The organism is Gordonia shandongensis DSM 45094, assembly GCF_000423025.1.
Lineage (GTDB): Bacteria > Actinomycetota > Actinomycetes > Mycobacteriales > Mycobacteriaceae > Gordonia > Gordonia shandongensis.
The window spans coordinates 422,855-442,985 of record NZ_AUHE01000001.1 but is presented as its reverse complement, the minus strand read 5'-3'; the positions used below and the strand labels follow the sequence as shown (position 1 = coordinate 442,985).

The window sequence follows — 20,131 nt, the reverse complement described above, 5'->3', positions numbered from 1 at the left end:
CGTCCGCGGCGTCAGGGCGCGGGGTGGTGGCCGTGGGCGGCAATCTCCGGGACCAGTGGCAGCAGGCGCTGTCGCGCGTAGCGTTCGGCGGCCTCCCGCGTGTCGAGGCGATCGTGGGCGCGGTCGGTCAGCACCAGCGAATGACAGAGGCGGACGAGGATCTCGGCTGTCTCGCGGGGATCGTCGATGGCCGCGCCCGCGCGTTGAGCGCCGTTGCGCAGGTGGGCGGCCAGATAGTCCGTCGCCAGTTCGATGATCGGACCCGCTCCCGTGGTGAGGGCCGGGAGGGTCGTCTCCGGGTCGGTCTCCAGTAGTCGGGAGACCAGCCGATGGCGGCCGAGCCGCCAGTAGATCGCGACGAATCCGGAGATGAACTGGTCTTCGATCGACGTCATGGTCGAGACCTCGGCGTCGACCTCGGCGAACACCTCGTCGGCGATCTGCATGAACACGGCGGTCAGCAGGTCGCGTTTGGTCGACCACCGCCGGTAGACGGTCATGTGCGACACGCCTGCGCGGCGAGCGACCTCTTCGACGGCGCCGCGGCGGATGCCGAACTCCATCATGACGTCCAGGGCGGCGTCGAGGATTCGCTGGTCGGTGGCATCGACGGTCATGCCTCGATTTTCGCATGCGGGTTGCGCGCCACCCCTGCCCGGTGGTTACGATGTTAGTGAACTACTAACTCACTAACATCATGCCGCGGTGGCACATCCCCGCGGTGCACACGAAGGAGGGGGCATGACCACAACATCCGAGAACGGTCCCGCAGTGGAGGCCGTCGACCCCGCAACGGAGATCGACACCGCGCGCGGGATCGACCCCGCACGCGAGATCGACACGGAATCTCAGATCGACCCGGTGCCCGGGCTCGTCGACGACTCCGAAGGAGCGTCACTGCTCGTCGGTCCCCACCTGCGGTCGGCCGTGATGGCCGACTTCCGGAGGCACGTCGGCAGCGTCTTCACCGGAGTCTTCGCCGGCGTCCTCTACGACCAGGTCGCGTACGTGCCGGTGGCCGCGTCGGTGGACCGCACTCGCCGGTTCCGTGACAACTTCACCGACCGCGCGCTGCGAAGCGCCTTCACCGGCATCCCGGTCCTGGTCGGCGACGCCGAGGAACGGGCAGCGGCCAGCGAGTGGCTGATCGAGCAGCATCGGCCCGTGCACGGCACGGGCGTCGGTGAGTACGAGGGGGTGCGTTACAGCGCGCTCGACCCCGACCTGTGGATGTGGATCATGGCCAGCACGATCCACTCGCTCCTCGTGTCGTTCCCGGTCGCTACCGGGCGCGCGTTGCGTCCGGCCGAGGCCGAAGCCGCCTACCAGTACCTGCGGTATCTGTTCACCGATCTCGAACTGCCGAGTAAGCGGAGTCGTCTGCCCCTCGACTACGCGGCGTTCAACGCCTACTACGAAGACGTCGTCACCACGAAGTTGGAGTCCAACGGCTTCCTTCGGGACCAGTTCTCGGGCCTCACCCGGCTGCCGCTTCCCACCATCATCCTCCCGCCGGTGCTGCGTCCGGTCGTGGCGCTGCCGTGGGCGGCCATCCGGCCGCTCCTCGGGCGGGTGGTGCAGATCTGCTCGGCTCAGATCATGCACCCGCAGGTCTTGGAGATGATCGGTTTCGAGTTGCGACGCCGCCACGACTGGGAGTTCGCGGTGTATTCGGGACTGCTCCGTACGGCGTGGCGGGCACTGCCCGACCGGCTCCGGGTGGAGCCGATGCTCTACAACCGGCTCCGGGTGGAGGCCGCCCGCGAACAATTCGACGGGTCGGCGCGCAGCAGGGCACGGCTGCGGCGGGCGGAGCGCCGCAGCGATCGTCAGCGCGGACCGCTGCTGGACTTCTACCACCGGTACCGTCTGGACGATTTCGACGTGCCGGAACAGTATCGGGGCGGCTGCCCGATGGGCTGACCGTCAGTCGATGCTCCGCAGGAGGGCGCGGGTGCGGCGGCGGGCCTCGGGGTCGCGGTCGAACAGGATGCCGACGAATTCGTCGACGCCGAACGTTCCGAGTTCGGTGATCTGCTCGGCCACGCGGTGTTCGTCGCCGATGAAGGCGGTGTCGGCCGGTCCGTCGGCGCCCTCGCGGTCGAGCATCGCCCGGTACGAGGGGAGCCCGTTGTACATGGCGAACGTCTCGGCCGCCGCGGCGCGCGCCCCGGCGGCGTCGTCGGTGACGCTCACCGGGAGCATCGCCACGGTCCGGACGTCGGATTCGGCGCGGCCGGCGTCGACCGCGGCACGACGCAGTGACGGCACGATGTGGTCGCGGAGTGTCGCGCGGCCGGTCATCCAGGTGACGGTGCCCGCGGTGCGGCGACCGGCGACGCCGAGCATCTTCGGTCCGAGGGCGGCGAGGTAGACCGGCGGTGCGGCGATGTCGGCCATCGTCAGTTCGCCGCGGGTGGTGAGGATCTCGCCCGCAGTGCTGACCTTCTCGCCGGCGAGCAGCGGCAGGAGGCCGTCGAGGAACTCCTCGGTGCGGCGGACGGGCCGCCCGTACGAGATGCCCCACATCCCCTCGGTGACCACCTGGTGGCTCAGCCCGAGACCGAGGTGCAGGCGGCCGCCGAGGATCGCGGACGTGGTCAGGGCGCGCTGTGCCAGCAGCATGGGGTGCTGTGCCTGCATGGGCAGGACGCTGGTGCCGAACTCGATGTCGGGGACTTCGCGGCCGGCGACCGTGAGCATCGTGAGCGCATCGGGTTCGTTGGGCATCTGCGTGCACCACACCCGCCCGAAGCCCTCGTCGCGGATCTCCGCGAGGGAGGCGACCGCCCGGTCGATGGAGGCGGTGCGCGCGTTGATGGTCCAGACGAGACTGACGTCCATGATCGATCCTGACTGTCGGGGGCGTTCACGCCAGTCTCCCCCACGCCGAAGGGTCGGGGAGTGCGACCCGCGTGGGAAGCCAGGCCGGTGGGATCGCAGACGGATGAGATCACAGACGGATGAGATCACAGGCGGGTGGGAGCACCGATGTATGAGACTATTTGTCGAATCAGTCTCATACATGGCCTCCGGCGTCGTACGCTGGAGTCGTCCGACGACCGACAGGGGGCACACGATGGAACTGACGATCTCACCCGCGCACCAGAAGCTCCGCGACCGCGTGAAGAAGACCACCGGCATCGACCTGCTGCCCACCGAAGCCGTGCAGCGCGCCTTTTTGGCGGGGCACACCGCAGGCGACCCCGTCGCCGAACGATTCGTCGCCGAGACCTACCACGGGTCGATGGGCGGCGACCGCGCCCGCGAACTGCTCGACGAGGCGCTGCGCGTCGGCATCGACAACGTCCCCGAGGCGCCGGAGTCGATGCGGGAGCTGTTCGCCGAGTTCGAGACCATCCCCGACTGGGTCGACCCCGACCTCATCGAACAGGGCGCTGCCGTGTGGCGGCGCTGGGGATACAGTCTCGGCGCCGTCGGAAACGCCGGAACCATGGACACCTACACCGAGGGATCCCTCGCGGTGCCGCTGTCGCTGTCGGGCGGCTACGCCGGCGCCAGCGCGCTCAACCGGTACCTCGAGACCAGCAAATGGTGGCTCGAGGTCTGCCGTCCCGGCGCCGTTCTCACCCCGGGCTCCACGGCCCGCGAAGTGTCCCTGAAGCTCCGCGTCATGCACGTGTCGGTCCGCGCCCGCGTCGCCGAACACCCCGAGTGGGACGCCGACCGCCACGGCCTGCCGATCAGCCAGAGCGAGATGATGCTCACGCTGCTCGGCGGCAGCGTGGGGCCCGCGTTCGGCCTCACCGCGCTCGGCTTCCTCACCACCCCGGCCGAGGCGCGCGCCGTCCTGCACTTCAACCGCTACCTCGGCCACCTCGTGGGGTGCAGCGTCGACGACATGTATCCGCGCACCTACGCCGACGGACTCCGGCTGCTGTTCTACTTCGACGCCACCCGCAAACACGATTCGGGGGCGCTCGGCCCCGAACTCGTCGAGGCCTTCGTGCCGTCGTTCGAGCCGCCGCCGGGGATGCGCGGCGTCGACCGGTGGCGAGCACTGCTGCACCTGCACCTGCAGGCCGGCTACACCCGGTTGTTCATGCTGCCGTGGAACCGGCGGAGATACCGGCTGCCCAGCGGTATCCCCGGCCTGGTGATGCTCGTCGGGCGGGCGCCGCTGATCGCGACGATCGACGTGCTCCGACATGTGGTGCCCGGGCTGGACCGGTGGTGGCAGCGCGGCTCACTGCGCCGCTGGCGGCGGTGGCACTCGTGGCACATGGGTCACCGGGAGGCGGCGTTCGACGCCACGAAGGCCCTGCGGCGCTGACGGGGTGACGTGGCAGGCCGGGACCTGTCGGGCCGGGGTCTCTCGGCCCGGGGCCGGTCAGACGGCGGCGCGCAGCGACCGGTAGACCATCTCGCCCAGGAATTCGCCGAGATCGTCGGGCGTCCACGCGTCGTCGGCGAGGAGGGTGCGGACACCGCCCTCGGCCACCGACACCCACAGTTCCACCATGGCCAGCAGCTTCCGGTCCACATCGGGGGCGGACATCCCCCACGCGTGCAGCGTCGGCCGCATCAGGTGGATGCATCGCGCGACCGCCTCGGCTCGGCCCCGCCCGAACAGTTCGGCCACCTCCGCGTCGGGCGAGCCGTAGAGCAGACGCCACGCCCGAGGCTGCTCGGCGACACTGTGCAGCAGGGCGCGGAATCCGTCGGCGAAGACATTGGCGTCGGCGTCGACGGCGCGCCGCCGCAGCACCGACCCCACCGACTCGCGGAGCCGGTTCTCCTCACGGGTCACCAACTCGGCGATGAGGTCGACGCGGTTGTTGAAGCACGCGTATACGACGGGCCGGGTGACGTCGATGCGGTCGGCGACCGACGCGATCGTCACCGCGGAGATCCCGTCGGACACAGCGATGTCGAGCGCCGCGTCCAGGATCTGTGGACGTCGGCGCTCGGGGCCGAGATGTTCGGCTCGCCGTCGGGGAGCAGTGAGGGGGGCCATCGGGCGATGAGTCTAATCTCATCGCCCGACGGCCGCCCCCGCTTGGTGAATTGCGGCTCACCGTGCGTGTTCGCCGCCCCTCACACCGCGGCTTCGTGCAGGTAGTCGGTGACGGCCGCGCGCACCGCGGGGTCGCGGATCGACCCGCCGTGCCCCACACCGTCGACGACGAGGTGGCGGGCCCGGCCGCCGAGCGCCCGCTCGACGCGCTGCGCCCACGCGATCGGGGTGGCCGTGTCGATCCGGTGGCTGAGCAGCATCACCGAGACGTCGCCGCCGAGCGTGACGGGGTTGGCCGCCGACTCGGCCGGGTGCGGGGCTCCCGAACACACCACGGAGTAGGCGTAGGCATTCGTGGAGTAGGGGATCTGGGCGTTCCCGCGGGCCGCGGCCGCCGCGGTCCGCCGGGCGGTGTCGGCGTCACGGATACCGAGGTCGAAGTCGGAGCAGACGATCACGTCGGGGTACGGCAGCAGGGTGCCCTCGGCGATCGCGGTCCCGTGGTCGCGGATCGGGTTGCGCCGGGCCGCGAGCTCGGCCAGTGTCCGGGCGGCGGCCGGGAAGTCGTCGTTGCCGATCGACGTCTGGACCTCGGCGAGGACGCCGGCGCCGGCCCACCGCCTGCCCATCGCGTCGACGCCGGGGATCAGCCCGCGGTCGGCGACGCGACGTGCCGTCGCCAGTGTGCGGGCGGCGTCGCGGTGCGGGACCGTGCACCGGCGGTCGGTGCGGCACCATGCGGCGAACTCGTCGAATCCGGCCTGGTCGCCCCGTGCCGCGACCGTCTGGAACGAGACCGGGTCCTCGCCGGGATTCATCACTCCGTCGAGGACGGCGCCCGCCGCGTGGTGACCGAAGAGCTCCAGGTACCGGAAGGCCAGCAGGGTGCCGTACGACGTGCCCGTCGTCACCACCCGGTGGCCGCCGAGCGCCTGCCGGAACGCTTCGGCGTCCTTGGCGTTGCTGTAGGCGTCCATGTGGTCGCGCAGCGACGCCGGCTCGGTGACGCAGCTCGGGGCGATCGCCGTGCGGGCGTCCCGGGTGCGGGCGAACGCCGCCGGGTCGGCGGGCGTCACCAGCGGAGCCTTCAGGATGGCGGACGCCGAGCACTGCACCGGGGCGGTGTCGGCGACGCCGCGCGGGTCGATGCCCACGAAGTCGTATCCCGGTGCGAGGTCGGCGAGCTCGGTGAGCCCGACGTCTGCCGTCGAGCCGGGGCCCGACGGGAACGACATGATCGTTCCCCGCCGCGGACCGTCGGCCGCCTGGCGGTAGACGTGCGTGGTGAAGGTGTCGCCCGACGGGCGGCTCCAGTCGACCGGCAGCGTCATGGTTCCGCAGCGGACGGTGTCGCTGAGGTTGTCACGGCGTTCGTCGCTGCAGTCGTCCCACGTGATCTCGTAGCCGTGGTAGGCGTCGTCCGGCGACCGCTCGGGGGTGCATGCGGCCACCGATGCGAGTGCGGCCGCGGCGATGAGCGTGGAGAGGGCGGAGGTGAGGGCGTTTCTCATGCCTTCGAGTACAGCCGTCGGGGCCCGGCGGGCACATCGGCGCGCGGATGTATTCTCCGGCGGCCCGCGTCATCCCGGAGGTGTCATCCTCGCGGCGGATGCGCCGGTGAGATTCGGCACCGTCGGGCAGCCGGCCGCGGGGTCCCGCCGTCGGCGATCCGTAGCATCGTGACATGAACGAGCTAGCGTTTCGACTCACGGACACAAGCCGGGACTGGTTGATCGACAAGCCCGTCCACATCGCGATCTACATCGTCCTCGCGCTGGTGGTGCGGTATGTGCTGCACCGCGCGATCGACCACATCACGCGCCCGCCGGAGCGGGGCGGGTCGTCGCGCACGCGGCGTCGTGCGCTGCGGCGTCGGCGGCGTCGCGAGGAGGCCGATGAGGCCGATGCGCAGCAGGTCGCCGACGAGAGCGCGGCCGCGGCGCCCGGGAAGCAGAAGGTGCGAGCCGATGACGGCAGCGGGCTCACGGCGGCGTTGCTCCGCAAGAATCTGCGGCACCGCAGCGCCGAGGACGCGCGGGCCGAACAGCAGCGTGACGAACGTCGTGCGCAGCGGCTCGCGACGATCGGGTCGGTGCTCAAATCGCTGGTCTCCTTCCTGGTCCTGCTGTGGGTGATCCTGCAGACGCTCGGCATCCTGGGCGTCAACGTGGCGCCGTTCATCGCATCGGCGGGCATCGTCGGCGTTGCGCTCGGTTTCGGTGCGCAGGCGCTGGTCCGCGACTTCCTGTCGGGGCTGTTCATGCTCTTCGAGGACCAGTACGGGGTGGGCGACTGGGTGGATCTCGGGGAGGCCTCCGGAACGGTCGAGACCGTCGGCCTGCGGGTGACGTCGGTCCGCGATCTGCACGGAACCCTCTGGTACTGCCGTAACGGCGAGATCATGCGGGTGGGCAACTACAGCCAGGACTTCGGTGTGGCGTTCCTGGAGATCCCGGTCTCGTACACCGCCGATGTGGATGAGGCGTGCCGCATCGCGCTCGACACCGCCCGCGCGGCCGTGCGGGAGGAGCCGATGAAGTCGAACATGCTCTCCAAACCCGAGCTGCAGGGTGTCAACCAGCTCGACGCCGACTCGTGGACGTTGCGGATGACGGCGGTGACGCGCGCCAACACGCATTGGGCCACCGAGCGTGAGCTGCGGCGACGCATCCGGTTGGCGTTCGACGAGGCGGGTATCGATGCGCCGTATCCGGGCGGTCTGCCGGTGACGCCGCTGCGCGGGGTGGCCGAGAAGCAGGAGTGAGGAGCCGAGCCCGACCGGGCATTGAGGGCACCCTGTCCTAATTAAGGGTTGCCTACCTATACTATTGCCCCATGAACAGTGCTCGATCGTCCCTCCCGCGTCGCCGCAGACGCAGTTCACGGGCCCCGCTGGGCGCCCTCCTGGCCACCGCGCTCGTCGCGACGGCCGCCCTGACCGCCTGCAGTCCACCCGACGACGACCGGACCGGCGAGATGATCCAGGTGAACACCGCGCAGGGATCCGTCCAAGTCACCGGCATCCCGAAGCGCATCGTCACCCTGGGCAGCCAGTGGATCGACACCGCGCTCGCCTTCGGGGTGACCCCCGTCGGCTACCTCGACCAGTCCGAAGTCGTCTCCGGGACCACCGCGCCGTGGGTCGGCGACCGATTGGCCGACTCGAAGAAGATCGACCCCGAGAACATCGTCGCCGAGATCGCCGCACTCGACCCCGACCTGATCCTGGCCGAGAAGTTCATGGCCGCCGCGCAGCCCGACAACTTCGCGAAGGTCAAGGACATCGCGCCGACGATCCCCGGCATCACCGGCAAACAGATCGACCCGTGGCAGGACCAGGTGACCCTCTTCGGCACCCTCACCCGCGAGACCGACAAGGCCGAGAAGATCACCGCCGGGGTCGACGGCCGGATCGAGAAGGTGAAGTCGGACCTCCCCGGACTGCGGGGCAAGACGTACTCGCTGGCCTTCATGTTCTCCTCCGAGGAGATCCAGGTGATGGCAGATCCGACCGACGGCGCGGGCGTCCTCTTCGCATCACTCGGGCTCGAGGTGGCGCCGAAGCTCGCCGCGGAGTTCGCCGAGAACAAACAACCCCGCTTCCCGATCTCGACGGAGAACGTGCCGATGCTCGACGCCGACATGCTCGCCGTCACCGCGAGCAACCAGGCGCTGAAGCGTCAACTGGTGCGCCTGCCCGGCTACTCGTCGCTGCGGGCCGTCCGTAGCCACGCCGTCGCCGAGCTGAGCCTGGCCGAGATCACCGGCCTCAACCAGCCGACGGCGCTGTCGATCCCGCACATGCTCGACGTGCTGCGGCCCGTCCTGACGAAGGTGGCCCAGTGATGCGCGACGACGGGGTGATGAGCGATGACGGGGTGATGCGCGACGACGGGGTGATGAGCGACGACGGGGTGATGAACGATGACGGAGTGATGGGCGACGACGGGGTGACGAGCGAGGACGAGGTGAACCGCGACGGCGGCGTCGACCGTGAAGACGCGGCCGCCCCCGGCGGCAGCGGAATCCAATGGTCCACCGTGCTCGCATCGGCGGGCGTCGCTGCGGTGATCTCGGCACTGATCGTGTCGATCGGACTCGTCGGCGTCATGGTCAGCGGGTCGCCCGCCCGCACCGCAGCCGACGCATCGCCGGCCACCGTGGTCAACCTGGGCGACGCCCAGACCCCGGCCGCACCCGCGCAGGCGACCGCACCCGAAACACCCGCCGACGACACCCCCGTCGCCGACGACGCCCCCGAGGGCACCGCACCGCCGTCCGGCGCCGGCGCACCCGACCAGAACCCGTCGCAGCCGAGTCCCGCGACCCGGTCGTCGAACGACGGCGGGCCGACCACGCCCACGCTGGCCATGTTCAACGGTCAGCTCTCCACCCTGTCCGGGGCGTCGTCGACCGCCCAGAAGGCCGCCGTGCTCGAAGGTGGCACCGCTGCGGTGACACCGATATCGAAGGTGCTCAAACTCGCCAAGCAGTACGCGTACACCGGACTGACCTACAAGATCGTCGGCCCGCTCAAGGTGAACGGCACCACCGCCACCGCGCGCCTGCAGATGTCGGTGCCCACGATGGGGACCCGCCACATCCCGCTCACCTGGGTGTGGAAGGACGGCGCGTGGAAGCTCACCAACAAGTCGGTGTGCGCCATCGCCGCCTACTCGCAGCAGGAGTGCAACCTGTGACGCCCTACTCGCAGACCGCGCCCCGCGACGCCGACGTCACCAGCTTGGCGTACTTGGCGAGCACCCCGCGGGTGTAGCGCGGCGGCAACGGCTCGAAACCTGCTGCGCGTCCGGCCAACTCGTCGGCGTCGACCAGCAGGTCGAGGGTGCCCGCACCGACGTCGAGGCGGATCCGGTCGCCGTCGCGGACCATCGCGATCGGACCGCCGTCGACGGCTTCGGGCGCCACATGCCCCACGCACAGTCCGGTGGTGCCGCCCGAGAACCGGCCGTCGGTGAGCAGCAGGACGTCCTTGCCGAGGCCCGCGCCCTTGATGGCGCCGGTGATCGCCAGCATCTCCCGCATGCCGGGACCACCCTTGGGGCCCTCGTAGCGGATCACCACGACGTCGCCCTCCGTGATGGTGCCGTCCTCGAGGGCGTCCATCGCGGCGCGTTCACGGTCGAAGACCCGCGCGACGCCCTCGAAGACGTCGGAGTCGAATCCCGCCGACTTCACCACCGCCCCCTCGGGGGCGAGGGAGCCGTGCAGGATCGTGATACCGCCGGTGGGATGGATCGGCGCGTCGAGGGCCCGCAGCACGAGACCGTCGGGGTCGGGCGGCGCGATGTCGGCGAGGTTCTCGGCGACCGTCCGGCCCGTCACGGTGAGGCAGTCGCCGTGCAGCAGACCCGCGTCGAGCAGCGCCTTCATGATCACCGGGACGCCGCCGATGCGGTCGACGTCGGTCATCACGTGGGCGCCGAAGGGCTTCACGTCGGCCAGATGCGGGACGCGTGCGCCGATGCGGGCGAAGTCGTCGAGCGACAGTTCCACCTCGGCCTCGGCGGCGATCGCCAGCAGGTGAAGGACCGCGTTCGTGGAACCGCCGAACGCCATCAGGACGGCGATCGCGTTCTCGAACGCCTCCTTGGTCATGATGTCGCGGGCGGTGATGCCGCGGCGCAGCAGTTCCACCACGGCGGCACCCGATTCGCGCGCATACCGGTCGCGGCGGCGGTCCGGGGCCGGCGGCGCCGCGCTGCCCGGCAGCGACATCCCCATCGCCTCGGCGGCGCTGGCCATCGTGTTCGCGGTGTACATGCCGCCGCACGCGCCCTCGCCGGGGCAGATGGAGCGTTCGATGGTGTCGACGTCGTCGCGGCTCATCAACCCGCGCGCACAGGCGCCGACCGCCTCGAAGGCGTCGATGATCGTCACCTGATGCTCGGAACCGTCCGACAGGGTGGCGTAACCCGGCAGCGTGGAACCCGCATAGAGGAACACCGACGCGAGGTCGAGGCGCGCCGCCGACATGAGCATCCCGGGCAGCGACTTGTCGCACCCGGCGAGCAGCACCGACCCGTCGAGGCGTTCGGCGCTCATCACCGTCTCGACGCTGTCGGCGATCACCTCGCGGGAGACGAGCGAGAAGTGCATGCCCTCGTGGCCCATCGAGATGCCGTCCGACACCGAGATGGTGCCGAACTCCAGCGGGTAGCCGCCGGCCTCGTGGACGCCTTCTTTGACGCCCTTCGCCAGGCGGTCGAGCGACAGGTTGCACGGGGTGATCTCGTTCCACGACGAGCCGACGCCGATCTGCGGTTTGGCCCAGTCGTCGTCACCCATGCCGACGGCGCGGAGCATGCCGCGCGCCGCCGCGCGTTCGAGGCCGTCGGTCACATCGCGGCTCCGCGGTTTGATGTCCGGATTCTCGGGGTGATTCGTGTCAGCCATGCCTCCACGATAGGAGTCCGTCCGCGGGTGCGTCGCCGATCGGTCGGGGGCACGGTGCCCGCTGCGTCCGCGCGCCGCCGCGCGCCGCAGCCCGTCGACGGGGGTTCGTGTGGGCGATCCGGCCACGATGCTGACCGTAGATTCCGCGACCGCCATTCGCGCCGACGACATCGGGAATGGGCTGCTTAACAGCAGCTCATGGGTGGTTTTCGGTGTCCTCCCCGCAGGCTTTCGCGCGGCTTGGTCAGCCCGAGGGGGCTGGCTACTCTCGGGTGAGCCGAGTCGCACGACACCCCCGCGACAGTGACGATCCACACCGCTGTCCGCACCGTGTTCCCGCGACCCGTGCGCGGCGGTCGAGCGAGTGGAAGGTGCAGTGATGTGTGACGAATGCGAGACGATCTCGTGGCTGAGCCCCGCGAGGTTCTCGCGGCGCGACGCCCTGAAGTTCGCGGCCGCCGTGGCGGCGTCGGCGGGTGCGGTGGCCGCCGGGGCCGGTGCGCCGGGGGCGGCGGGCGTCGCGTCGGCGGCTCCGTTGGCGCCGCGTCCGCGGCCGGTCGCGCGGCGGGCGATGGTCGGCGCCTCGGTCTTGACGATGACCGACGGGCGGCCCGCGGCGGAGGCGATCCTCATCGAGGGCGACCGGATCGTCGAGGTCGGATCCGACGCAGCCGTGCTGCGGTCGCTGCGCCGTCGCGGCGGCGGGGAGGTGACGCGGATGAACGGCCGCACCGTCGTCCCCGGGTTCATCGATCCGCACGGGCACTTCCTGCTGGAGGGGATGTACGGGGCGCTCACGGTCGATCTGTCGTCGCCGCCGCTCGGGCGGATGCGGTCGATCACGCAGGTGCTCGACCGGTTGCGCGCCGACGTCGGGACGCCCAAGCCGTTCCCCGGATTCTTCTGGACCATCGGCACCCTGTTCGACGACACCGCGGTCCGCGAGAAGCGGTTCCCGACGATGGCCGAGCTCGACCGGGTGTCGCGCCGAGACCCGATCATGGTGGTGCACAATTCGATCCACGTCGCGACGGTGAACTCGGCCGGGCTGCGCGCCCTCGGACTGTCCCGGTCGACGCCGAATCCGCACGACGGCGAGTACGGGCGCCGGGCCGACGGCTCCCTCGACGGGATGCTGTACGAGTCGGTCGTCGAGAAGGCGATGACCTCGGCGCTGCCGTCCCTCGCTGGGGAGGGACTCCTCAACGTCGTCGGCGACGCGATGGAGCGGTCGCTGCGCAACGGGGTCTCGACGGCCCTCGACGCGTCGGTGAGCCCGATCCTGAAGATCGCCTACAGTGCGCTGGCGGCCACGCCGTTCCTCGCGTGCCGGATGGGGTTGTGGCTGTCGGCGGCGTCGAATGCCGACCTCCGGGCGGCGTTGGCCGATCAGCCGAACGCGGCGCCGTGGGTGGAGACGATCGGCGTCAAGGGCTTCGCCGACGGCTCCATTCAGGGGTGGACGGCGGCATTGCGCGAGCCGTACCACACGCTGCCGTCGGGCGGGGCGCCGCAGGGGCCGCGCGGAAAGTTGCGGACCAGCGTCCCGAAGCTCACCGAACTGATGGTGATGGCCGCCGAGAACGGCCTGCCGAGTGCGATCCACGCGAACGGTGACGCGGCCGTCGACGCGGTGATCGCGGCGACGAAGGCGGCGCGTGCGGCGACGTCACGGCGTGTCCGGGTGATGATGCAGCACTGCCAGGTGGTGCATCCCGAGCAGATCGTCGAGATGAAGCGGCTCGGGATCACGGCGTCGGTGTTCTCCCGGCACATCGCCGTGTGGGGTGACCGGCATCGGGACGTCTTCCTGGGTCCGGAGCGTGCCGCCGCGATGGGGCCGTCGCGGTCGTTCATCGACGGCGGGATCTCGTTGACGCTGCACACCGACACCCCGGTGACGCCGTTGGAGCCGTTGACGGCGATGCGCGACGCGGTGGAACGTCGTACCGGGTCGGGGGCGGTGTTGGGGCCCGCGGAGCGGATCACGCCGCGGGAGGCGTTGGCCGCGTACACCTCGGAGGCGGCCGCGCAGCTCGGTTTCGCTGATCGGGGTCGGATCGCGCCGGGCCTGCTCGCCGATCTCACGGTCCTCGGCGACGATCCGCTGACGACTCCGCTCGACAAGGTGCGCGTGCATCAGACGTGGGTGGGTGGTCATCGGGCGTGGTCGCGGAACGGGGCCTGACCCGCCGGTCCGGGTGGCGGGGATCACCCGTCGGGTGAGGCCGGACGGCCGCATTCCGGTGCGCGGTGGCAGTATTGATGCATGCCGGTGAACATTCCGCGGGATCTCCCAGCTCGCGCGATCCTCGAGGGTGAGGGCATCTTCGTGATGTCCGATGAGCGTGCCCGCTCGCAGGACATCCGGCCGCTGCGCATCGCGATCCTCAACCTGATGCCGACCAAGCAGGCCACCGAGACCCAGCTGTTGCGGGTGCTGGGCAGCACTCCGTTGCAGGTGGAGGTGACGTTGCTGCACATGGCGAGCCATGCGTCGCGCAACACGCCGCCGGAGCACCTGGAGGCGTTCTACGCGACGTTCGCCGATGTGGCCGACCAGTATTTCGACGGGATGATCGTCACCGGCGCGCCCATCGAGCGGCTCGACTTCGAGGACGTCGACTATTGGCCGGAGATGGCGCAGATCCTCGACTGGAGCATCGAGCACGTCTACTCGACGATCCACATCTGCTGGGGTGCGCAGGCCGCACTGTATCGGCACCACGGTGTCGCGAAGTACGAGCTGCCGGAGAAGTTGTCGGGCGTGTACCCGCATCGGGTGCTGCGGCCCGAGTCGGCGCTGCTGCGCGGGTTCGACGACGTCCTCGCCGTGCCGCAGTCGCGGTACACCGAGGTTCGCGCCGACGACATCGAGGCCACCGGGGCCCTCGACGTCCTGGCCGTCGGTGACGAGGCGGGCGTCCTGCTGGCCGCGACCCCCGATCTGCGGCAGGTGTTCGTCACCGGCCATCCCGAGTACGACCGCGACACTCTCGACCGCGAATACCGCCGCGACCTCGAGGTGGAGTCCGCACCGGCGGTGCCCGCGAACTACTACCCGGATGACGACCCCGGGCGTGAGCCGGCGGTGACGTGGCGCGGCCACGGCGTGCTGCTGTACGCGAACTGGCTCAATCACTGCGTGTACCAGCGCGTCCCCTTCGAACCGTGAGACTTCGGCGACTTTCCGGTTCGTGTGAACCGGAAGATCGCCCGAGTTCAGCGCCGGCGGCGACCGGTCAGCGCGCCCCGGCTTCGAGGGCCTCGACGACCTTCTTCGCGGTGGCGGTGGCCGACTGCGGGTTCTGCCCGGTGACGAGGTTGCCGTCGGTCACGGTGTGGGGGACGAAGGGCAGTGCGGCCTTCCGGTATCGGGCTCCGCGATCCTTGGCCTGCTGTTCAGCGTTGTAGGGGACGAGCTTGGCGACGCGGGCGAGCACCTCCTCGGTCCAGGCGAAGCCGGTCATCGCGCGGCCCGCGATGAGGTGGGTGCCGTCGGAGAGCCGCGTGTTGAGCAGACCGCAGTAGCCGTGGCAGACCGACGACACGATGCCGCCGCGCTCGTAGATCTCGCGGGTGATGCGTTGCAGGCCGTCGCTGTCGGGGAAGTCGTACATCACCGCGTGTCCGCCGGTGAAGTAGATCGCATCGTATTGTGACGCGTCGATCTGGTCGGGGCTCGCGGTGTTCTCGAGGAGGGCGGTCTTCGCCGGGTCGGCACGCCAGGCTTTGGCCGTCTTGTCGTCGTTGGGGAACTTCAGTGCACGGGGCTCCAGGGGCACGGCGCCCCCGGCCGGGCTGACGAGTTCCTGTCGGTAGCCGCGCTGGTCGAAGACGTGCCAGGCGTGGGTGAGCTCGGAGAGCCACAGTCCGGTGCGGTGAGCGGGGTCGTCGTAGTGGGCGACGTTGGTGACGACGTGGAGGATGCGCTTGGTCATCGGGTGTCCTTCGCGGTACGGGTCGGTCATCGGTGTGCCGTGTCCATTGTCGCCGCCGGCCGGACCATCTGACGTGGCGCACCTCACCCCCAGCGCAAACCTAAGCGGAATAGACTCAACTTCTGACGGGTTGAACAGAGCGTGAGGTTCAGTTGAGCCTCGTAGACTTAAGTTCACGCATCGAACGATCTCGACCCGACAGAAAGGCACGTGTCAGTGGACAGCTTCACTCCGACCACCAAGACGCAGGCTGCGCTGCAGGCTGCCGTCCAGAACGCGGCCGCCGCGGGCAACCCCGACGTGCGGCCCGCCCACATCCTCGTCGCGCTCCTCGAGCAGACCGACGGCATCGCATCCCCGCTGCTCAAAGCGGTGGGCGTCGACCCCGCGCGCATCCGCGGGGAGGCCGCGGCGCTCGTCGACCGGGCGCCGACGGTCGCCAGCACCAGCGCGCAGCCACAGCTGTCGCGCGAGTCGATCACGGCGATCACCGCGGCACAGAAGCTCGCCGGCGAACTCACCGACGAATACGTCTCCACCGAACACCTCATGGTCGGGCTGGCGACCGGCGACTCCGACGTCGCCCGCATCCTCAGCGGCGCCGGAGCGACCCCGGAGGCCCTGCGCGACGCCTTCGTCGCCGTCCGCGGCACCGCCCGTGTGACCAGCGAGAACCCCGAGGACACCTATCAGTCGCTGGAGAAGTACTCCACCGATCTCACCCAGCGTGCCCGCGCCGGCGACCTCGACCCGGTGATCGGCCGCGATTCGGAGATCCGCCGCGTGGTGCAGGTCCTGAGCCGCCGCACCAAGAACAACCCCGTCCTCATCGGCGAACCCGGTGTCGGCAAGACCGCCATCGTCGAAGGCCTCGCCCAACGCGTCATCGCCGGCGACGTCCCCGAATCGCTGCGCAACAAGACCGTCGTCTCACTCGACCTCGGGTCGATGGTCGCCGGCGCCAAATACCGCGGCGAGTTCGAGGAACGCCTCAAAGCCGTCCTCGACGAGATCAAGGCCTCCGACGGGCAGATCATCACCTTCATCGACGAACTGCACACCATCGTCGGCGCCGGCGCCACCGGCGAGTCGGCGATGGATGCGGGCAACATGATCAAACCCATGCTGGCCCGCGGTGAACTCCGCCTCGTCGGCGCCACCACCCTGGAGGAGTACCGCCAGTACATCGAGAAGGACGCGGCCCTCGAACGCCGCTTCCAACAGGTGTACGTCGGCGAACCGTCGGTGGAGGACTCGATCGGCATCCTCCGCGGACTCAAAGACCGCTACGAGGTGCACCACGGTGTCCGCATCACCGACTCCGCGCTGGTGGCCGCCGCGACCCTCTCCGACCGCTACATCACCTCCCGCTTCCTGCCCGACAAGGCCATCGACCTCGTCGACGAGGCCGCCTCGCGGCTGCGGATGGAGATCGACTCGCGGCCCGTCGAGATCGACGAGGTGGAACGCGTCGTCCGCCGCCTGGAAGTCGAGGAGGTCGCCTTGGAGAAGGAGACCGACGACGCCTCCAAGGAACGCCTCGACAAACTGCGCGGCGAACTCGCCGACCAGCGGGAGAAGCTCAACGAGCTCTCGGCGCGCTGGCAGAGCGAGAAGACGGCCATCGACGCAGTCCGCGACGTGAAGGAGAAGCTCGAACAGCTCCGCGGCGAAGCCGATCGCGCCGAACGCGACGGCGACCTCGGGCGTGCGGCCGAACTCCGGTACGGCCAGATCCCGGGCCTCGAGAAGGACCTGGAGGCCGCGATGGAGAAGTCCGGCACCGACCTCGACGAGGACGTGATGCTCAAGGAGGAGGTCGGGCCCGACGACGTCGCCGAGGTGGTGTCGTCGTGGACGGGCGTCCCCGCGGGCAAGATGCTCGAGGGCGAGACGGCCAAACTCCTGCGGATGGAATCGGAGATCGGGCGGCGCGTGGTCGGGCAGACCGACGCCGTGCAGGCGGTCTCGGACGCGGTGCGCCGCGCCCGCGCCGGCGTGGCCGATCCGAACCGACCGCTCGGCTCGTTCCTGTTCCTCGGCCCCACCGGCACCGGTAAGACGGAGTTGGCGAAAGCCTTGGCGGAGTTCATGTTCGACGATGAGCGGGCGATGATCCGCATCGACATGAGCGAGTACGGCGAGAAGCACAGCGTGGCCCGGCTCGTCGGCGCCCCTCCCGGCTACGTGGGGTACGAGTCGGGCGGGCAGCTCACCGAAGCGGTGCGCCGTCGTCCCTATTCGGTGGTGCTGTTCGACGAGGTCGAGAAGGCGCACCCCGACGTCTTCGACGTGTTGCTGCAGGTCCTCGACGAAGGCCGTCTCACCGACGGGCAGGGCCGCACCGTGGACTTCCGCAACACGATTCTCATCCTCACCTCCAACCTGGGTGCGGGTGGCGACAAGGATCAGGTGATGGCGGCCGTTCGCGCGGCGTTCAAACCGGAGTTCATCAACCGCCTCGACGACGTGGTGATCTTCGATTCGCTGAGCCCCGAGCAGCTGGTGTCGATCGTCGACATCCAGCTCGCCCAGCTCGGGAGGCGTCTCGAGCAGCGGCGCCTGGAGTTGGACGTGACCCCGAAGGCCAAGGAGTGGTTGGCCGACCGCGGTTTCGACCCGCTGTACGGTGCGCGTCCGCTGCGTCGACTGGTGCAGCAGGCCATCGGCGATCAGCTCGCCAAGGCGTTGTTGGCCGGCGACATCCGCGACGGCGACCCCGTGCACGTCGACGTCACCGGCGACGGCGAGGGGTTGACGATCAGCTGACCCCCGTCCGGTGCCCGGCGGCCCCGCCCTCCGAGTCCACTCGGGGGCGGGGCCGAGTCGGTTCTGCGGGTGGGTCGATCCGGCCACGCGCGAGGAGATTCCGGACGGAATTTGCCCAGCTAGCGGGGGTGTCTCATGGTGGAGGGGCAACCATCGACGGGATGCGGGGAGCCCGATCACTCAGACGAAGGGGAGAAACCAATGAGGATCACTCGTCGAATCGCAGCCGCCGGTGCGGCTCTCGCCGTGGCCGCAAGCGCCGTCGTCGGCGCGTCGGCACCCGCGGAGGCCGCGCCGGCCGAGGGAACGCCGGTGCACGTCGACATGATGAATCCGACGGCGATGTGGATCGGGTTCATGATGATCCCGAACGGCGTCGGTGTGGGCATGCAGGCCAAGCGCGTCGGGCCCGGCGCGGTGGAACTGCGCGCCGACATGACCGAGGACACCTGCCGGACGGCGGGCGGCCACGCCCGGCTGAACGTCTCGTACCTCAACGTGAACACCGGTCGGAGCGGGTCGGCGTCGATGCTCGCGTGCGAACTCGATCCGGTGCCCGATTCCGCGATGCGCGCGACCATCAGGCCCGGTGCCGGCCGCGTGATCCTCTCGGTGGGCCTCAGCGAGGTGAACGTGACGCAGCCCGGCACGCTGTACCTCCCGGGTGCGGCGACCTTCCGGGTGGGCTGACCGGCCCGCCTCGCGGTGGCCCTGAATCTCACCGGCCCGCCTCGCGGCGCCATTGAGTCTCACGGTCACCACTGACGAGAACGCCCGCCGCGGACACTGTCCGCGGCGGGCGTTCTCGTCTCGGCGGGGTGGGTCCACCGGCCGGCCGGGGTCAGCCGTCGGTCCACCGCCGGTAGGCGCGGCGGAACTCCCGCGGATCGTGGAAGCCGACCTCGGCGGCGACGTCGCGCATCGCGAGCCCGGCGGCGAGGAGCTGCGTCGCCCGATCGCGGCGGAGGCGGGTGAAGATGCTCCGGAACGATTCGCCGGACTCGTCGAGGCGGCGACGCAGGGTGCGTTCGCTGATCCCGAGTTGGCGGGCCAGTCCGGTCATCGTCAGTGGTCGGGTGAGGTCGCGCTGGAGCAGTTCTTCGACGGCGCGGCGGTAGTCGTCGCCGCTCGGTTCGCCGGTGGACTTCTCGCCGACGACCCGACGGCAGGCGGCCACGGCGGCGGCATGCACGCTGGGGTCGCGTCCGGGCATGGGGGAGTGCAGGATCTCGGCCGACGCGATCAGTCGGGTGACCGGCGCGTCGAAGCGGATCTCGCAGTCGAGGTGCTCCGCGTAGGCGTCCGCGTAGACCGGTGCCGGGTAGCCGAATTCGGCGCGCGTCAGTGCGAAGCTGTTGTCGCGCAGCACGGATCGGACGAGGCACACGGCGCTGAAGACGTACTCCTCGCTGAGGAACACCGCGACCCGGTGGGGGAGTTCCGGGTGGTGGCGGGCGGTGATGATGACGTGGTCGCCGTCTTCGTGGGCGCTCAGATCGAGGAGGATTCCGCCGCTGTGCTGCAGGCTCATGGCGACGGCGAGGGCGTCGCGGGCGGTGTCGGCGGTCGCGATGGCGATGGCGAGCATGCCGAAGGAGTAGATGCGGGGCCGCAGTTCGCCGACCTCGAAGCCGAGCGGCAGGGTGGGGTCGACGGCGGTGGCCGCGGTGATGATCGATACGGCCTGGGCGGGCTCGATGAGGTCGGTGGCGTCGGCGATCTCGCTGCGCCGCACGCCGGCGGCGGTCAACCAGTCGTCGACGGGCCAGCCGCGGGCGTCGGCGACCTCCACGAGGTGGGCGACGACGATGGCCGGGATCTGGTCGGGGAGCGTGGATCCGAATGAGGCGGGCGCGACGACGGTCGGGTCCGCCGCCGGCTCACGCATTCGGGCCCCGGGTCGGCACGAACAGGCTGGTGCGGACGCACTGCGTGGTGGTGATCATTCTTCCCCTACGACGACTCGACTCTCCCCGGACCCGTCGGCGATCAGGATATCTGGTGCAGAGGTCAGAAAATTGATAGG

Annotated in this window: 16 protein-coding genes; 9 read left to right on the top strand and 7 right to left on the bottom strand. The window is 70.1% G+C overall.

Annotation, left to right across the window (positions count from 1 at the left end; all coding sequences use genetic code 11):
- Positions 1-11 precede the first annotated feature (11 nt).
- Complete coding sequence (locus G528_RS16120; protein WP_051198183.1) at positions 12-617, bottom strand: TetR/AcrR family transcriptional regulator; 606 nt, start codon at positions 615-617, stop codon at positions 12-14.
- Positions 618-741: 124 nt separating this feature from the next.
- Here G528_RS16120 and G528_RS0102280 point away from each other — a divergent pair, with 124 nt between their 5' ends.
- A complete protein-coding gene (locus G528_RS0102280) occupies positions 742-1,923 on the top strand; it encodes an oxygenase MpaB family protein (protein ID WP_084637976.1) in 1,182 nt (393 codons plus the stop codon).
- A 3-nt stretch (positions 1,924-1,926) separates the two neighbouring features.
- Here G528_RS0102280 and G528_RS0102275 read toward each other — a convergent pair whose 3' ends face one another.
- Positions 1,927-2,844: a TIGR03564 family F420-dependent LLM class oxidoreductase gene (locus tag G528_RS0102275; RefSeq protein ID WP_026917559.1), complete on the bottom strand. Its 918-nt coding sequence runs from the start codon at positions 2,842-2,844 to the stop codon at positions 1,927-1,929.
- 235 nt (positions 2,845-3,079) lie between these two features.
- Between G528_RS0102275 and G528_RS0102270 the strand changes: the two genes are divergently transcribed.
- Positions 3,080-4,294, top strand: coding sequence for an oxygenase MpaB family protein (locus G528_RS0102270; RefSeq protein WP_026917558.1), 1,215 nt, complete (start codon positions 3,080-3,082; stop codon positions 4,292-4,294).
- Between the two features lie 57 nt (positions 4,295-4,351).
- Here G528_RS0102270 and G528_RS0102265 read toward each other — a convergent pair whose 3' ends face one another.
- Together G528_RS0102265 and G528_RS16115 are read right to left on the bottom strand one after the other, a co-directional pair.
- Positions 4,352-4,978: a TetR/AcrR family transcriptional regulator gene (locus G528_RS0102265; RefSeq protein WP_026917557.1), complete on the bottom strand. Its 627-nt coding sequence runs from the start codon at positions 4,976-4,978 to the stop codon at positions 4,352-4,354.
- Between the two features lie 80 nt (positions 4,979-5,058).
- Positions 5,059-6,489, bottom strand: coding sequence for an alpha/beta fold hydrolase (locus G528_RS16115; protein ID WP_051198182.1), 1,431 nt, complete (start codon positions 6,487-6,489; stop codon positions 5,059-5,061).
- Positions 6,490-6,662: 173 nt separating this feature from the next.
- Here G528_RS16115 and G528_RS0102255 point away from each other — a divergent pair, with 173 nt between their 5' ends.
- From G528_RS0102255 to G528_RS0102245, 3 genes are all read left to right on the top strand, one after another.
- Complete coding sequence (locus G528_RS0102255; RefSeq protein WP_026917556.1) at positions 6,663-7,742, top strand: mechanosensitive ion channel family protein; 1,080 nt, start codon at positions 6,663-6,665, stop codon at positions 7,740-7,742.
- 71 nt (positions 7,743-7,813) lie between these two features.
- Entirely contained in the window at positions 7,814-8,824 is a 1,011-nt protein-coding gene (locus tag G528_RS0102250; RefSeq protein ID WP_051198181.1) for an ABC transporter substrate-binding protein, read from the top strand.
- Positions 8,824-9,678, top strand: coding sequence for an MTB12 C-terminal domain-containing protein (locus G528_RS0102245; protein ID WP_245569645.1), 855 nt, complete (start codon positions 8,824-8,826; stop codon positions 9,676-9,678). The genes G528_RS0102250 and G528_RS0102245 overlap by 1 nt, the downstream gene beginning before the upstream one ends.
- Positions 9,679-9,682: 4 nt before the next feature.
- On the opposite strand, the gene ilvD is transcribed toward G528_RS0102245, so the two are convergent.
- Positions 9,683-11,395, bottom strand: coding sequence for a dihydroxy-acid dehydratase (gene ilvD / locus G528_RS0102240; RefSeq protein ID WP_026917553.1), 1,713 nt, complete (start codon positions 11,393-11,395; stop codon positions 9,683-9,685).
- A 379-nt stretch (positions 11,396-11,774) separates the two neighbouring features.
- On the opposite strand from ilvD, the gene G528_RS0102235 reads away from it, so the two are divergent.
- Together G528_RS0102235 and metA are read left to right on the top strand one after the other, a co-directional pair.
- Positions 11,775-13,583: an amidohydrolase gene (locus G528_RS0102235; RefSeq protein WP_026917552.1), complete on the top strand. Its 1,809-nt coding sequence runs from the start codon at positions 11,775-11,777 to the stop codon at positions 13,581-13,583.
- 81 nt (positions 13,584-13,664) lie between these two features.
- Entirely contained in the window at positions 13,665-14,570 is a 906-nt protein-coding gene (metA, locus tag G528_RS0102230) for a homoserine O-acetyltransferase MetA (protein WP_026917551.1), read from the top strand.
- A gap of 67 nt (positions 14,571-14,637) precedes the next feature.
- Here the strand turns inward: metA and G528_RS0102225 are convergent, their stop codons facing one another.
- Complete coding sequence (locus G528_RS0102225; RefSeq protein WP_026917550.1) at positions 14,638-15,336, bottom strand: type 1 glutamine amidotransferase domain-containing protein; 699 nt, start codon at positions 15,334-15,336, stop codon at positions 14,638-14,640.
- 216 nt (positions 15,337-15,552) lie between these two features.
- Here G528_RS0102225 and clpB point away from each other — a divergent pair, with 216 nt between their 5' ends.
- A complete protein-coding gene (gene clpB / locus G528_RS0102220; RefSeq protein WP_026917549.1) occupies positions 15,553-18,105 on the top strand; it encodes an ATP-dependent chaperone ClpB in 2,553 nt (850 codons plus the stop codon).
- Positions 18,106-18,306: 201 nt separating this feature from the next.
- Positions 18,307-18,795: a hypothetical protein gene (locus G528_RS0102215; protein WP_026917548.1), complete on the top strand. Its 489-nt coding sequence runs from the start codon at positions 18,307-18,309 to the stop codon at positions 18,793-18,795.
- Between the two features lie 151 nt (positions 18,796-18,946).
- Here G528_RS0102215 and G528_RS17965 read toward each other — a convergent pair whose 3' ends face one another.
- Positions 18,947-19,993, bottom strand: coding sequence for a helix-turn-helix transcriptional regulator (locus G528_RS17965; RefSeq protein ID WP_051198180.1), 1,047 nt, complete (start codon positions 19,991-19,993; stop codon positions 18,947-18,949).
- Positions 19,994-20,131 lie beyond the last annotated feature (138 nt).

Coding starts and splice junctions, on each gene's coding strand:
- G528_RS16120 (WP_051198183.1), bottom strand. CDS start 617: ATGACCGTCGATGCCACCGACCAGCGAATCCTCGACGCCGCCCTGGAC.
- G528_RS0102280 (WP_084637976.1), top strand. CDS start 742: ATGACCACAACATCCGAGAACGGTCCCGCAGTGGAGGCCGTCGACCCC.
- G528_RS0102275 (WP_026917559.1), bottom strand. CDS start 2,844: ATGGACGTCAGTCTCGTCTGGACCATCAACGCGCGCACCGCCTCCATC.
- G528_RS0102270 (WP_026917558.1), top strand. CDS start 3,080: ATGGAACTGACGATCTCACCCGCGCACCAGAAGCTCCGCGACCGCGTG.
- G528_RS0102265 (WP_026917557.1), bottom strand. CDS start 4,978: ATGGCCCCCCTCACTGCTCCCCGACGGCGAGCCGAACATCTCGGCCCC.
- G528_RS16115 (WP_051198182.1), bottom strand. CDS start 6,489: ATGAGAAACGCCCTCACCTCCGCCCTCTCCACGCTCATCGCCGCGGCC.
- G528_RS0102255 (WP_026917556.1), top strand. CDS start 6,663: ATGAACGAGCTAGCGTTTCGACTCACGGACACAAGCCGGGACTGGTTG.
- G528_RS0102250 (WP_051198181.1), top strand. CDS start 7,814: ATGAACAGTGCTCGATCGTCCCTCCCGCGTCGCCGCAGACGCAGTTCA.
- G528_RS0102245 (WP_245569645.1), top strand. CDS start 8,824: ATGCGCGACGACGGGGTGATGAGCGATGACGGGGTGATGCGCGACGAC.
- ilvD (WP_026917553.1), bottom strand. CDS start 11,395: ATGGCTGACACGAATCACCCCGAGAATCCGGACATCAAACCGCGGAGC.
- G528_RS0102235 (WP_026917552.1), top strand. CDS start 11,775: ATGTGTGACGAATGCGAGACGATCTCGTGGCTGAGCCCCGCGAGGTTC.
- metA (WP_026917551.1), top strand. CDS start 13,665: ATGCCGGTGAACATTCCGCGGGATCTCCCAGCTCGCGCGATCCTCGAG.
- G528_RS0102225 (WP_026917550.1), bottom strand. CDS start 15,336: ATGACCAAGCGCATCCTCCACGTCGTCACCAACGTCGCCCACTACGAC.
- G528_RS0102215 (WP_026917548.1), top strand. CDS start 18,307: ATGAGGATCACTCGTCGAATCGCAGCCGCCGGTGCGGCTCTCGCCGTG.
- G528_RS17965 (WP_051198180.1), bottom strand. CDS start 19,993: ATGCGTGAGCCGGCGGCGGACCCGACCGTCGTCGCGCCCGCCTCATTC.